Origin of the sequence: Streptomyces sp. NPDC050423 (assembly GCF_040655445.1) — a bacterium.
In the GTDB taxonomy this organism is placed as follows: Bacteria; Actinomycetota; Actinomycetes; order Streptomycetales; family Streptomycetaceae; genus Streptomyces.
Window position 1 is genome coordinate 60253 of sequence record NZ_JBFAJY010000034.1, and the last position, 13183, is coordinate 73435.

The following is a 13183-nucleotide window of genomic DNA, read 5'->3' on the forward strand; positions in this document are numbered from 1 at the left end:
CCGTGACCGCCGCGACGAGCGTCCCTCCGGTGGCTTCCGCTCCGGTGGCGGCGACCGTCCGTTCAACCGTGACCGTCGTGACGACCGTCCGTCGGGCGGCTTCCGCGCCGGTGGCGGCACTGACCGTCCGACCGGTCGCCGTGACGACCACCGCTCCACGGGCACCGGCACGAGCACCGGTTCCTTCGGCCGCCGCGACGACAAGCCGCGCTGGAAGCGCAACGGCTGATCGTCCGATCGCCTGACCGCTGATCAGGGCCCGCACACCACTGAGGTGGTGTGCGGGCCCTGATCTTTGTTTTGAACGGGTTCGATACTTCCTCGCGGGGCTGTGGGGCTGCTGTTGAAGTCGGCCCACTTGCATGAGGGGTCGGGGCCGGGGGGCTTTCACACTTCGCACAGACCGCGGCACGCCTGCCGCGTCCTCCTCATGCTCTTCTCGAAGTTCCCGGGAGGGGCTCGGTTCGAGACGCCACACGGTTGTACGCAGTGCTGTCGCGTTGATCGCGGCACTTGGCATCGGGGCGGGGCTCGTGCCCGCCGCGACAGGTGCGACGGACCCGCCGTCCGCCGGCATCGTCACCGCGAAGCCCGCCGACGGCCAGGGCGCCGCCCTGACCACCTCGGGGACGGTGAAGCTCTCCGGCGGCGCGGCCGTGCCGCGCGACTTCGTCGGCAATGACGGCTTCGGCGACCTGCTGGCGTTCACCCCCGCCGGGGTGGCCGACTGGCGTGCCGGGACGGGTACGGGCACGGGCCGGGTCGAGACGAAGGTCTCCGGTTCCGGCTGGACCGGCGCGAACACCGCGACCGCCACCGTCCCGTTCGAGGACGTCAGCGGCGACCGCTGCAACGACGTGCTGGTACGCATGAAGAGCGGCGAACTGCGCACGTACAAGCCCGCCTGCGGCGCGGCGCTGAAGCCCACCACCGCGTACACGAAGATCGGTACGGGCTGGAACATGTTCAACTCCCTCACCTCGCCCGGTGACATGACGGGCGGCGGCCGGGCGGACCTGCTCGGCAGGACACCGGAAGGGGACCTGTATCTGTACCGAGGCAAGGGCGACGGGTTCTTCGAGCCGTGGGTGAAGATCGGCTGGGGCTGGCAGAAGTACCTGCTGGCCGGGACGGGCGACCTGGACGGCGACGGCCGGGGCGACCTGCTGGCGCGGGACGGCTCCGGTGTGGTGTGGCGCTACCCGGCCACCGGCGAGGGGACGTTCGGCACCCGGGTGCAGGTCGGCTATGGCTGGACCATGTACGACTCGATGGTCGGGGCCGGGGATCTGAACGGCGGCGGCAGGGCGGACCTGCTGGCGCGCGACACGTCAGGCGCGCTGTGGAGTTACCGCGGCGACGGCAAGGGCGGCCTGGCCGCGCGGGTGAAGGTCGGCGGCGGCTGGCAGATGTATTCGCAGCTGTCCTGAGGTCTGTCGAGGTCTGAAGCCTGTAGAGGCCGAGGTCTTCCGAGGGGCGCCGGCCGGGGACCTGACGGTCCGGTGCGGCAGCCGCCCGGTGCATGTCGGGCCCCCGGCAAGGGAATCGCTGGGGGCATGCCAATGAATCCCCGCGGTGCCCCGTCCGACGACCCGGCCCCGGCCACCACCGCCGACGGCCCGCCAGACCTCCCATCCGCCTCCGCTGCCGCTGCTTCCGCTTCCGCTTCCGCTTCTGCTTCCGCTTCTGCTTCCTCTTCCGCTTCCTCTTCCGCTTCCGTCTCCGACGAGGAGCGGCTGGCCGAACTCGGCTACACCCAGGTCCTCGCCCGCCGGATGTCGGCGTTCTCCAACTACGCGGTCTCGTTCACGATCATCTCGGTGCTCTCCGGCTGCCTGACGCTCTACCTGTTCGGCATGAACACCGGCGGCCCGGTCCTGATCACCTGGGGCTGGGTCGGCGTCGGCCTGATGACGCTGTTCGTCGGCCTGGCGATGGCCGAGATCTGTTCGGCGTACCCGACGTCCGCCGGCCTCTACTTCTGGGCCCACCGGCTGGCTCCGCCGCGTTCGGCGGCGGCCTGGGCGTGGTTCACGGGCTGGTTCAACGTGCTGGGCCAGGTCGCGGTGACCGCCGGGATCGACTTCGGGGCGGCGTCGTTCCTGGGCGCCTACCTGAACCTCCAGTTCGACTTCCGGATCACGCCCGGCCGCACGATCCTCCTCTTCGCCGCGATCCTGTTCCTGCACGGTCTGCTGAACACCTTCGGGGTACGGATCGTCGCGATCCTCAACAGCGTCAGCGTGTGGTGGCACGTGCTCGGCGTCGCGGTCATCGTCGGCGCGCTGACCTTCGTGCCGGACTCCCACCAGTCGGCGTCGTTCGTCTTCACGGAGTTCGTGAACAACACCGGCTGGGGCAGCGGCTTCTACGTGGTGATGATCGGGCTGCTGATGGCCCAGTACACGTTCACCGGGTACGACGCCTCCGCCCACATGACGGAGGAGACGCACGACGCGGCGACGGCCGGGCCGCGCGGCATCGTCCAGTCGATCTGGACCTCCTGGATCGCCGGCTTCGTCCTTCTCCTCGGCTTCACCTTCGCCATCCAGTCCTACGACGGGGCCCTGGCCTCCCCGACCGGCGCCCCGCCCGCCCAGATCCTCCTGGACGCCCTCGGCGCCACCACGGGCAAGCTGCTGCTCCTGGTGGTGATCGGCGCCCAACTCTTCTGCGGCATGGCGTCCGTGACCGCCAACAGCCGGATGATCTACGCCTTCTCCCGGGACGGCGCCCTCCCCTTCTCCCACGTCTGGCACACGGTCAGCCCCCGCACCCGCACCCCCGTGGCGGCGGTCTGGCTGGCCGCCGTCGGCGCGCTGGTACTGGGCCTCCCGTACCTGATCAACGTCACGGCGTACGCGGCCGTCACCTCCATCGCGGTGATCGGCCTCTACATCGCCTACGTCATCCCCACCCTGCTCCGCCTCCTGCGCGGCGACGACTTCCGGCGGGGCCCCTGGCACCTGGGCCGCTGGTCACGCCCCATCGGCATCGTCGCGGTGGTCTGGGTGGCGGTCATCACGGTGCTCTTCATGCTGCCCCAGGTCTCACCCGTCACCTGGGAGACGTTCAACTACGCCCCGATCGCCGTCCTGGTGGTCCTCGGCTTCGCCGCCACCTGGTGGCTGGCCTCGGCCCGCCACTGGTTCCTCAACCCGGATCACAAGCGCACGATCGCCCGCAAGCCCCCTCGCTGAGCGCGGCCGCCGCCACGATGACGGGGCCCGGCAACCGATACCCGATCGGCGGCCGGGTCGCGGCGGGCTATGCTCGGGGGTGATTCGCCGGGGGCCGTTAGCTCAATTGGCAGAGCAGCGGACTTTTAATCCGTTGGTTGTGGGTTCGAGTCCCACACGGCCTACCTCTCGACCCCAGCTCAGAGCACATGGGAGCTGGGGATCGCTGGTTTCCGGAGCATTTTCGAGGCTGTTGCTCGCCCGCAGCCCGCAGCCCGCAGCGGTCCGCGGGAAGGCCGCCGTGTCCACACCGGAGGAGTGGGGGCCGACCGTGCCGCGCACGGGAGTCAGACGAGGAGCTTCGTCTTCGCCTGCCGGTACTCCTCGTCCGTGATCGCGCCCTTGTCCTTGAGTTCGGCGAGTCTCGTCAGGTCCTCGACGTGGCTGCTCCTCGTCGAGCCGCCCTGGGCATCCGTGCCGGCGGCATCGCGCACGTACGCCTTGAAGGCCGCGTCCCGTTCCCTGGCGTCCTTCGCGTCGCGCTTGCCCATCGATTTGCCGCGGGCGATCACGTAGACCAGGACGCCCAGGTACGGCAGCACCAGGGTCAGGATCAGCCAGCCGGCCTTGGCCAGTCCGCCCAGGTCGTCGCTGCGGAAGATGTCCATGATGACGCGGAAGAGAAGGAACATCCACATGACCCAGAGGAAGAACCAGAGCATGGTCCAGAACAGGTTCAGCAGGGGGTAGTCGTCCATCGTCCACTCCAAGGAGCCGCGCCGAATGGGTGAATACGAAATAATTCATACCACCGCATTTCACCCCTCGCTCGGTGGGCTCCACGAGCGGTGCCGGTCGGGGTGCGGGGAGTACCGTGGACGTGTCGAGGGAGGCGTGGGCCTCCGGGAGGCGGTTCGCCTCGTGGCTGTGATGACGTGTCCGTACAGGGACCTGCGGCGGTGCGCGCGTGCGCGCGGCAGATGAGTCCGGCCGGAGCCCGGTCGGGGCCGTCGGGCGGGTCACCGTGCCGATCCCGCCCGACGGGGCGGGTGAGGTGCTGGTGGCCGTGAGGGGCGGCTCCGAGGCCTACACCGCGTGGTCGGCCACGTCGATCGGCAGGGATGTACGCGTGGTGGTCGTCGACCTGGTCTCGGCACGCACGGTGGTGGTGGAGCCCTTGCCGTCCTGACCCCGCGAAGTGGCGTCCTACATGACAGGAGTCCGCTCATGTTGTTCTGGCACGTTCCCGCCCCCAACGAGGCGATGCTCATATCGGGTTCGAAGCGGCAGACGCAGGACACACAGTTCCGGATCGTCACCGGCCACGGAAGTTTCGTCCTCCCCATCAAACAGAAGGCGCGGATGCTGTCCCTCGCGCTCCGGGAGGCGGAGATCACCGAGGACTGCGTCACCCAGCAGGGCATCCGCCTCACGGTCCGGGCCGTCTCCGTCTTCAAGGTCGGCGACGACGCCGTGTCCATCGCCAACGCCGCGCGGCGCTTCCTGTCCGAGCAGGCCCAGATGGAGGAGCTCGTCGGCCGGATCTTCGCCGGACACCTGCGGTCCATCGTGGGCGGACTGACCGTGGAGCAGATCATCCGGGAACGCAGCCGAGTTTCCCAGGAGGTCATCGCCGGCAGTCACGGTGAGATGGAGAAGCTCGGCATCGTCGTGGACGCCCTCCAGATCCAGGAGATCGACGATGCCACCGGGTACATCGAGAACCTGGCCGCCCCGCACGCCGCCGCGGTCGCCGGCCAGGCCCGGATCGCCCGTGCCAAGGCCGATCAGGAGGCCGCCGAGCGCGAGCAGCAGGCCGCCGCGCTCAAGGCCGAGTACGAACGGGACACCGCGATCAAGAGGGCCGGTTTCCTCGCCGAGACGGAGCAGTACAACGCCCGTGCCGCGCAGGCCGGGCCGCTCGCGCAGGCCAGGGCGTCGCACGAGGTCATCGACGAGCAGACCGCGCTGGCCCAGCGCCAGGCGGGACTGGCCGCCCAGCGGCTGGAGGCGGAGGTCGGGCGCCCTGCGGACGCCGAGGCCTACCGGCAGCGCACCCTGGCCGAGGCCGCTCGTGACCAGGTGAAGTTCGAGGCGGACGGAAGCGCGTACGCCGAACGGACCCTCGCCCAGGCCCAGGCGGACGCCAATACGGCCCGCGCGGTTTCGCTGCGGGAAGGCAACCAGGAACTCATCGCGGCCAACCGCATCGTGGAGAACCTGCCGGCCCTGGCCGACGCGGCCGCCCGCGGGATGTCGGGGGCCAGCCTCACCGTGCTCAACGGCACCGACGGTGTCAACGAGATGGCGGCGGGCGTCGTCGGCCAGGGGCTGGCGATCCTTCAGTCGCTCCAACGGGGTACGGACACGGGGGCGACCCCGGACCGCGACACGCGAAGCCGGAACCAGGGCCAGGGCCAGAACTCGGACTCGGACCGGGACCGGACACCCCGGATCGCCGACGCGGAATGACACGGGCGGGGACCGGGACCGACGGCCGGGACGGCTCGCGGGGCGGACGCGGGAGCCGTCCCGGTACGGCTACGGCTCCGGTACGGCTACGGCTACGGCTCCGGTACGGAGACCGGGGGCGCGACCGCCTTCGCCGCCTCCGCCCGCGCGGTCGATGTGACCTTCCGGTGGTGCGCGAGGATTCCTATGAAGCCTGCGAGGAACCCGCTGACCAGGCCGGATACCGCGTGATTGACCGCGTTGGCCGACTCGCTGTCCGGCATGCCGATGATCGCGTAATTGACTCCCGCGCTCATCACCGCCCCGATCACTCCACCGATCACGCCGCTGATGACGGCACCGCGCAGCGGTGAGGCCACAGCGGCTGTGGGAGCGGACGCGGGGACGGGGGCGGGAGTGAGCGGTGCGGTCATCGGCGGAGGCCCTCCAGTCAGGCTGCGATGAGAGACCGGGAGCGGCTTGCGGGGCGCGGTGAAGCGGGCGGTCCCGGGTCTGCTCGCACGGGCAGCCCACCGGTCCGGGGGATGCAGCAGATACCTTGCGACAGAACACGTGTTCCTCGCAACACCTTCTCAATTTCGACACTCTGACGTTCGTGGCACGGTTCGTCGGGAGGACTGCCGGGGGAGAGGGAGCAGGGGGGCGGGGGACGTGCGCGGGGTGGTCATGAGTGCGTCGAACATGCCGTAGAGTTGTGTTTACCGACGCGGGGTGGAGCAGCTCGGTAGCTCGCTGGGCTCATAACCCAGAGGTCGCAGGTTCAAATCCTGTCCCCGCTACTGAAGAATCAGGCCCGGTACGCATAAAGCGTGCCGGGCCTGATTCGTTTGTGCATGTGTGCGTTCGCCGAGCCATCGGGCCATCGGGCCATCGGCCCGCCGGCCGGTGCGACCCGCGCCGCGCACGTACTCCCATTGGCCGCCGAGGAGTAGCCCCGCGACCGCGCTCCGGAAAGTCTGGAGGTGGTGCGCGGTACCGTCCGCGGCCCTGAGCGCACCGGGCAGGAGAGCACAGGTGGCGAAGCGGGAGCAGCGCCGAGGGAGGCGTGCCGGCCAGATCCGGAACCGCCGTTTCGTCCGGGCGCTGCCTGGGGTGATGATCATCGGCGCGTTGGTGTTCGACTTCTTCACCCCGGCCGCCTTCACGGCTGTCCCGCTCTTCGCCGCGGCCCCGCTGATCGCCGCGCCGTTCTTCTCGCTGGCGGGCACCATCCGTGTCGGAGCCGCCGCGCTGGTGGCCGTCGCGGTGCTGCGGCTCTACCACGGCGCTCTGTTCCAGGTCGTGCCGTCCATCGAGCTCCTCACGGTCCTCACCGTCTCCGTGCTCGCGGTCTTCATCAACGGCGTCGTACGGCGCAGCAACGAGCAGCTGGCCTCCGCGCGGGTCATCGCGGAAACCGCCATGCGCGCGGTGCTGCCGACGCCGTCCGACCGGATCGGCGGCCTGTACGTGGCCGCGCGGTACGAGGCGGCGCAGGCGGACGAGTTCGTCGGCGGCGACCTGTTCTCGGTCACGGACACCCCGTACGGGGTGCGGCTGGTGGTCGGGGACGTGCGCGGCAAGGGCCTGGACGCGGTCGAGGCGGTGGCGGTGATCATCGGCGCGTTCCGGGAGGCCGCCGAGCAGGAGCAGTCACTGGAGGGGGTGGCTCAGCGGCTGGAGCGTGCGCTGGCGCGGGAATCGAGCAGAAGCGGCGGCCTCGACGCGGTCGAGGGGTTCATCACCGCCGTCCTCGCCGAGATCCCGCCGGATGAGACCCGGATGCGGATCGTCAATCGCGGCCACCCCGAACCCCTGCTGCTGCACTTGGACGGGGCGCTGGACGTACTGCGGCCCACGTTGCCCGCACTGCCCCTGGGGATGGACCTGGGTGTGTGGCCGGACCGCTCCGACGAGTGGGAGCTGCCCGCCGGGTCGACGCTCCTCCTGTACACGGACGGCCTCTCCGAGGCCCGTGACGCCGCCGGGGCCTTCTACGACCCCGCGGAACGGCTGCGCGGACGGATCTTTCAGGGTCCCGAGGAACTGCTGTCGGCGCTGACCGATGACGTACGGCTGCACACCGGTGGGGTGACGACCGACGACATGGCGCTCCTCGCGGTCGCGCGCCCCATCGAGGGTCAGCCGGAGCGGCGCACGACCGTGAGGATAGTGGGTCTGGGGGATGGCACCGGGTGAGGGTGAGGGTGAAGGGGTGGACGGGGGAGAGGGTGAGCAGAGGTGCGGGTGAGGCTGCGGCCGATGCCACCGTGCGTAACCGTAAGGAACCCCTCCGCATAACATTTGACGCAACGTCAGAAAACGGATAACGATTGAGGGGCGATCAACTCGCCCGATTCCACCCGGTTGTGTCCCCTAAGTCCAGGCCAATGACGTGAATGATCAGTTGGAACGGCTTGGAATCGGACCCGTGTGTCTATTAACGTTCGATAACGCAGCGCGGTTGTCCCAGCCGCCGTCAGAGGCGGCACCGTGCGCGAGCGCCGAATTCCGCAAGGGAACCGGGGAACCACCTACATGGGGTGAATCGGGCATCTCTGTCTCGTCGAGAGACGGAGGAACCCGTAGGAGACCTTCCTGCTCCGAACCCGTCAGCTAACCCGGTAGGCGAGAAGGAAGGAAAGGAGTGCGCCCCAGTGGCGTCCAACAAGCCTGCCCCCGAAGCCCCCTCCCGGTTCGTACCCGAACACGGAAATGACTTCGGAACCGGGCCCGGTGCCGTCTACGGCACCCACCACGGAACCGCTTACGGAACCGATCGGGGCAGCGAGTTCGGCAACGGCTTCCTGGCCGACGAGACCGAGTCCGGCAAGGCGTGGGAGGAATGGAACCCCACCGAGGAGTCCGTCCGCCCCGTACGCGGCAAGCACCGCGTCGCCAAGCAGCGCAACGGTCTCGCCCGTAGCTCCACCGTCCTCGGCGTCGGTGTCATCGCGGCCGTCGGCGCGGGCGGCATGGCCTCCGCGCAGAGCAAGCCGCCGGTCTCCATCTCCCTTCCCGACGCCATCTCGGACAAGCTCCCCGAGGCCAGGTCCCTGCCGGGCGTCGGCGCACTGTTCTCCAGTGGGTCCGAGGCGGAGAAGGCCGGGACCGAGACCGCTTCCGCCCCGCTGACGACGGCCGGCATCACCACCACCGAGGCCGAGCAGGGCACGACGGACGCCGGCGAGGCGCTCCGCGCCCGCATCCTCCAGCAGGCCGAGCAGCAGCAGGACTCCGCCGACGCGGAGGCCAAGGAGGCCGAGGAGAAGGCCGCCGCGGAGAAGGCGGCCGCCGAGGCGAAGACGCAGCAGGACGCCGCGGAGGCCAAGGTCGCCGCCGCGAAGAAGAAGGCGGAGGCAGAGGCGAAGAAGAAGGCGGAGGCCGCGCGGCTCGCCAAGCTCGCCGCCAGCTACGCCATCCCCACCTCCTCGTACACGATCACCTCGACCTTCGGCGAGGCCGGTTCGATGTGGTCCTCCGGCTACCACACGGGCCTCGACTTCGCGGCGCCGACCGGTACCCCGATCAAGGCCATCCACAGCGGCACCGTCAAGTCGGCCGGCTGGTCCGGTGCTTACGGCTACCGCACGGTCCTGGAGCTCGAGGACGGTACGGAGCTGTGGTTCTGCCACCAGTCCTCGATCGGTGTCGGCGTCGGCCAGAAGGTCACCACCGGGGACACCATCGGGCGCGTCGGCGCGACCGGCAATGTGACCGGCCCGCACCTTCACCTTGAGGTCCACACCCCGGACGGCACCGGGATCGACCCGATGACCTGGCTGCGCGCCCGGGGCCTGACGGTCTGAGCAGGCCGCCGCCGAACCCCGGCAGTCCTGACGCTCACCCCCCGACGTCGGGGCTGCCGGTCTGCCGCTGCCTCCGTATCCGTAGCTGCACACGGCACGGAACAACGGAATAGCGGAGACGGTGGAACGAGTTGTTCCATCCATGACTTCTCTCCGCAAGCTCGGATCGTCCAGCCTTCAGGTCTTCCCGCTCTCCCTCGGCGGCAACGTCTTCGGCTGGACCGCCGACGAGGCGCAGTCCTTCGCCGTGCTCGACGCGTACGCGGCGGCAGGCGGCAACTTCATCGATACCGCGGACTCGTACTCCTCCTGGGCCCCCGGCAACGAGGGCGGCGAGTCGGAGACCCTCATCGGCAAGTGGTTCGCGGCGCGGGGCAACCGTTCAGACATCGTCCTGGCCACCAAGGTCGGCTCCCACCCCTCGTACAAGGGGCTCTCCCCCGCCACCGTCAAGGCCGCGGTCGAGGAGTCGCTGCGCCGGCTCGGTACCGACCACATCGACCTCTACTACACGCACTTCGACGACGAGACGGTCCCGGTCGAGGAGATCATCACCGCCCTCGACCAGTTGGTGAAGGACGGCAAGGTCCGTGAGATCGCCGCCTCCAACATCGCCCCGGAGCGGCTCCGCGCCTCGCTGGACTTCTCCGAGCGCGAGGGGCTGGCCCGTTACGTGGCCCTGCAGCCGCACTACAACCTCGTTTCCAGGGACACCTACGAGGGCGAGCTCCAGGACACCGCTGCCGACGCCGGGCTCGCCGCCGTCCCGTACTCCGCCCTCGCCTCCGGCTTCCTCACCGGCAAGTACCGCCCCGGTACGACCGTGGACAGCGCGCGCGCCGGAATGGCGGGCCGGCACCTGGAGTCGGAGCGTGGGCAGAAGGTCCTCGCCGCGCTCGACAAGGTGGCGCAGGAGCGGAACGCCGAGATCGCGACCGTGGCGCTGGCCTGGCTGGCGGCCCAGTCGACCGTCGCCGCCCCGATCGCCTCCGCCCGTACGGTCGAGCAGCTGCCCGCGCTGGTGGCCGTCGCCGATCTGCGGCTCACGGACCAGGAGCTGACCGAGCTCACCGAGGCATCCGCCCAGAACCGTTCCACGACCTAGGTGTACTGGTCCGGGTACTGGTCCGGGTACTGATCCGGAGGGTTGTACGGCGCCGGGTTGTGGAGCGGCGCGTCGTACGGGGACTGTGCGTACGGCTGACCCTGGTACGGCGGCTGTCCGTACGGGGGTTGGGCGTACGGGGGTTGGGCGTACGGATACGTGGGGTGCGGATGCCGGGCGTGGCTGCCGTAGGGCTGGTACGTCCCGTGCCCCTGGTATCCCCCGTACCCCTGGTACGGCTGGGGCGCCGGAGGTGCGAACCGGGGGCGCACGCGGCGCGTCGCCTGCGCCGCGTACGCCAGGGCGGGACCGGCGACCTCCCGGCGCTGCCACAGATGGTGCAGCAGCTCCAGCTCGCGTTCGGCCAGGTCGGGGCCCGCCGTGCCGCGGCGGGCCTGCCGGCGCAGAAAGGCCAGTGACGTCGCGAACGACTCGTACTCGGCGACCGTGCGGGCCGCCGCCTTGCCCTGCGCCTTGGCCTGGGCCCTGGCCTGGGGGGTGATCGGGGCCGGTGCGTAGCCCCGGCGCCCGTGCGGGCCGCCCGCTGCGGTCGCCCGCCACCGGCGTGCCGTGTCCCTGGCCCTGCCGCGGGCCCGCATCGAGGACAGGGCGAGGGGTTCGGCGGGGGAGAGCCAGCCCGCGGCGGCGTAGGCCGGCAGCTCGACGGCCAGGGTGCGCAGCTCGCGTTGGCGGGACCAGATCGCCAGCCAGGTCACCAGGCCGAAGGCGGGCACCATGAACACGCCGTACACCGCGTAGAAACCGTACGGGCCGAACGTCGACGAGCCGTTCCACAGGGCGTGCATGCCCATCGCGAGGACCAGGCCGAGCAGCGGCAGCGCGATGCGGCGGAACCGCTGGTGGCGTGCGCTGCTCGCGGCGATCCCGAAGCCGATGCCGGTCATGACGGTGAAGAGCGGATGCGCGAACGGGGACATCACCGCCCGTACGAAGAACGTCGCGACGGTCACCGACACGAACCCCGAGCCCATCTGCTGGTCCTCGCCGAAGGCGTTGCCCAGATAGAGGATGTTCTCGGTGAAGGCGAAGCCCGTCGCGGCGAAGCCGGCGACGACCACACCGTCGACGATCCCGTTGAAATCCCGTCTTCGGAACAGGAAGAGCAGCAGCACGGCCGCGGCCTTGGCGCTCTCCTCGACGACGGGCGCTATGACCGTGGCGCCGAGAGTGTCCGCACTGCCCGGGTCGGCGGTGGCCGTGGCGATCCACCGGGTAGCGAAGGAATTCGCGAGGATCGCGACGAGGGCGGCCGCGCAGGCACCCCAGGCGAAGGCGAACAGCATGTTGCGCCAGGGGCCCGGCTCCACCCGGTCCAGCCAACGGAACGCCGTCATCAGCACCGGCACCGGCAGAACCGCCAGACCCAGACCGACGAGGAACCCCTGAGTGCCCGTCTGGTCGCGGACCAGCGCGAGGATCACCAGGCCGCAGAGGGCCAGCACGGTGAAGACGGCGACGACGCGGAGCGTCCTGCTCCGCCACAGCATGCCGACGCGACGCGGCCGGTAACGCCACTGGCTCCGCTCCGGCACGGCAGCCAGGATCTCGCCGACCCGCTGCTGCTCAAGCACCGGGACGGCCGGCTGCGACTGCTGCTGCTGGACAGAACCGTCGGACACCCCACGACCCTAACGAGGAGGACTGACAACGGCCATGGCGTGTGCCCATGGCGTGTGGCCGGTCCCGGCTCCTGCGGTCCCTGGTCCGGTCCCTGCTCCGGGCTCTGCTCAGTGGCGGGCGAAGAGCAGGTCGTGCACGACATGGCCCTTGTCCAGGCCCTGTCCCTCGAACCGGGTCAGCGGCCGGAACGCGGGCCGTGGTGCGTAGCCGCCGTCCGCCGCCGTGTTCTCGAAGCGGGGGTGCGCGGTCAGCACCTCCAGCATCTGTTCGGCGTACGGCTCCCAGTCGGTCGCGCAGTGCAGGACCGCTCCGGGCCGCAGCCGCCGCGCCACCAGGTCGAGGAACTCCGGCTGGATCAGCCGGCGCTTGTGGTGGCGGGACTTGGGCCACGGGTCGGGGAAGTAGACCCGGAGCCCGTCCAGCGAGTCCGGCGTCAGCATCTCCCGCAGCAGGATGATCGCGTCGCCGTTGGCGACCCGGATGTTGGACATGCCGTTCCGGTCCGCGAGGCGGAGCAGATTGCCCTGGCCCGGGGTGTGCACGTCGACGGCGAGGATGCCGGTGCCCGGGTCGTCGGCGGCCATCTGAGCGGTGGCCTCGCCCATTCCGAAGCCGATCTCCAGCACCACCGGCAGCCCGTCGAACAGCTCGGGCAGATCGAGGACCCGCAGCCCGTCGATGTCCAGGCCCCACTTCGGCCAGAGCCGCTCCAGGGCCTCCTGCTGGCCGGGCGAGACCCGGCTGCGGCGCGGCTGGAAGCTGCGGATCCGGCGCTCGTGGTGCGAGCCCGCCGGATCGGCCGCGGGGCCGCCGGGAAAGCGGGGCTCCTGGCGCAGCCTGCGCTGGCGGTCCAGGGCCGCGGCGCGCAGATCGTCCGGGATTCCGGCGGTGGCGGGTGCGTCGGGCGCGACGGGCGAGGCGCCGGCTCCGGGCGCGTCGTCCGCTGTCGGTTCGGCTCCGGGCGCGACGCCGCCGGGCGTCGTGGGGGAGGGGTTCAT

At 70.4% G+C, this 13183-nt stretch carries 11 protein-coding genes, 2 tRNA genes, 1 pseudogene and 1 riboswitch; of the genes and pseudogenes, 10 read left to right on the plus strand and 4 right to left on the minus strand.

The features are described from left to right. From AB0I52_RS23895 to AB0I52_RS23910, 4 genes and pseudogenes are all read left to right on the plus strand, one after another. Positions 1–229, plus strand: a pseudogene (locus AB0I52_RS23895) (RNA helicase); the annotation flags it as partial. A gap of 271 nt (positions 230–500) precedes the next feature. Continuing rightward, positions 501–1430, plus strand: coding sequence for an FG-GAP-like repeat-containing protein (locus AB0I52_RS23900; RefSeq protein ID WP_363075695.1), 930 nt, complete (start codon positions 501–503; stop codon positions 1428–1430). Positions 1431–1556: 126 nt separating this feature from the next. Continuing rightward, positions 1557–3200, plus strand: coding sequence for an amino acid permease (locus AB0I52_RS23905; RefSeq protein ID WP_363075697.1), 1644 nt, complete (start codon positions 1557–1559; stop codon positions 3198–3200). Between the two features lie 91 nt (positions 3201–3291). Next, positions 3292–3364, plus strand: a tRNA-Lys gene (locus tag AB0I52_RS23910). 162 nt (positions 3365–3526) lie between these two features. Here AB0I52_RS23910 and AB0I52_RS23915 read toward each other — a convergent pair. After that, on the minus strand, positions 3527–3937 hold the full coding sequence (locus tag AB0I52_RS23915) for an SHOCT domain-containing protein (RefSeq protein WP_363075699.1): 411 nt from the start codon (positions 3935–3937) through the stop codon (positions 3527–3529). A 209-nt stretch (positions 3938–4146) separates the two neighbouring features. Here AB0I52_RS23915 and AB0I52_RS23920 point away from each other — a divergent pair, with 209 nt between their 5' ends. Both AB0I52_RS23920 and AB0I52_RS23925 read left to right on the plus strand, forming a co-directional pair. After that, positions 4147–4368 carry a hypothetical protein gene (locus AB0I52_RS23920; RefSeq protein ID WP_363075701.1) on the plus strand — a complete coding sequence of 74 codons (222 nt, stop codon included), beginning with the start codon at positions 4147–4149 and terminating at the stop codon, positions 4366–4368. Positions 4369–4406: 38 nt separating this feature from the next. Beyond that, positions 4407–5651 carry a flotillin family protein gene (locus tag AB0I52_RS23925; protein WP_363075702.1) on the plus strand — a complete coding sequence of 415 codons (1245 nt, stop codon included), beginning with the start codon at positions 4407–4409 and terminating at the stop codon, positions 5649–5651. 92 nt (positions 5652–5743) lie between these two features. Here AB0I52_RS23925 and AB0I52_RS23930 read toward each other — a convergent pair whose 3' ends face one another. Continuing rightward, positions 5744–6064, minus strand: a complete 321-nt coding sequence (locus AB0I52_RS23930; protein WP_363075704.1) for a hypothetical protein — start codon at positions 6062–6064, stop codon at positions 5744–5746. Positions 6065–6356: 292 nt separating this feature from the next. Between AB0I52_RS23930 and AB0I52_RS23935 the strand changes: the two genes are divergently transcribed. From AB0I52_RS23935 to AB0I52_RS23950, 4 genes are all read left to right on the plus strand, one after another. Next, positions 6357–6430: transfer RNA gene (locus tag AB0I52_RS23935), tRNA-Met, on the plus strand. A gap of 316 nt (positions 6431–6746) precedes the next feature. Next, positions 6747–7829, plus strand: a complete 1083-nt coding sequence (locus AB0I52_RS23940) for a PP2C family protein-serine/threonine phosphatase (RefSeq protein WP_363075737.1) — start codon at positions 6747–6749, stop codon at positions 7827–7829. Between the two features lie 293 nt (positions 7830–8122). Beyond that, positions 8123–8276: riboswitch (cyclic di-AMP (ydaO/yuaA leader) on the plus strand. A gap of 11 nt (positions 8277–8287) precedes the next feature. Further along, the gene (locus AB0I52_RS23945; protein ID WP_363075706.1) at positions 8288–9439 is read left to right on the plus strand and encodes a M23 family metallopeptidase; all 1152 of its coding nucleotides are present in this window, start codon (positions 8288–8290) and stop codon (positions 9437–9439) included. 142 nt (positions 9440–9581) lie between these two features. Next, the gene (locus AB0I52_RS23950) at positions 9582–10544 is read left to right on the plus strand and encodes an aldo/keto reductase (RefSeq protein WP_363075708.1); all 963 of its coding nucleotides are present in this window, start codon (positions 9582–9584) and stop codon (positions 10542–10544) included. On the opposite strand, the gene AB0I52_RS23955 is transcribed toward AB0I52_RS23950, so the two are convergent. Both AB0I52_RS23955 and trmB read right to left on the minus strand, forming a co-directional pair. Beyond that, positions 10541–12184, minus strand: coding sequence for a PrsW family glutamic-type intramembrane protease (locus tag AB0I52_RS23955; protein WP_363075710.1), 1644 nt, complete (start codon positions 12182–12184; stop codon positions 10541–10543). The two genes, AB0I52_RS23950 and AB0I52_RS23955, sit on opposite strands and share 4 nt — an antisense overlap. A 108-nt stretch (positions 12185–12292) precedes the next feature. Further along, positions 12293–13183: a tRNA (guanosine(46)-N7)-methyltransferase TrmB gene (gene trmB / locus AB0I52_RS23960; protein WP_363075739.1), complete on the minus strand. Its 891-nt coding sequence runs from the start codon at positions 13181–13183 to the stop codon at positions 12293–12295.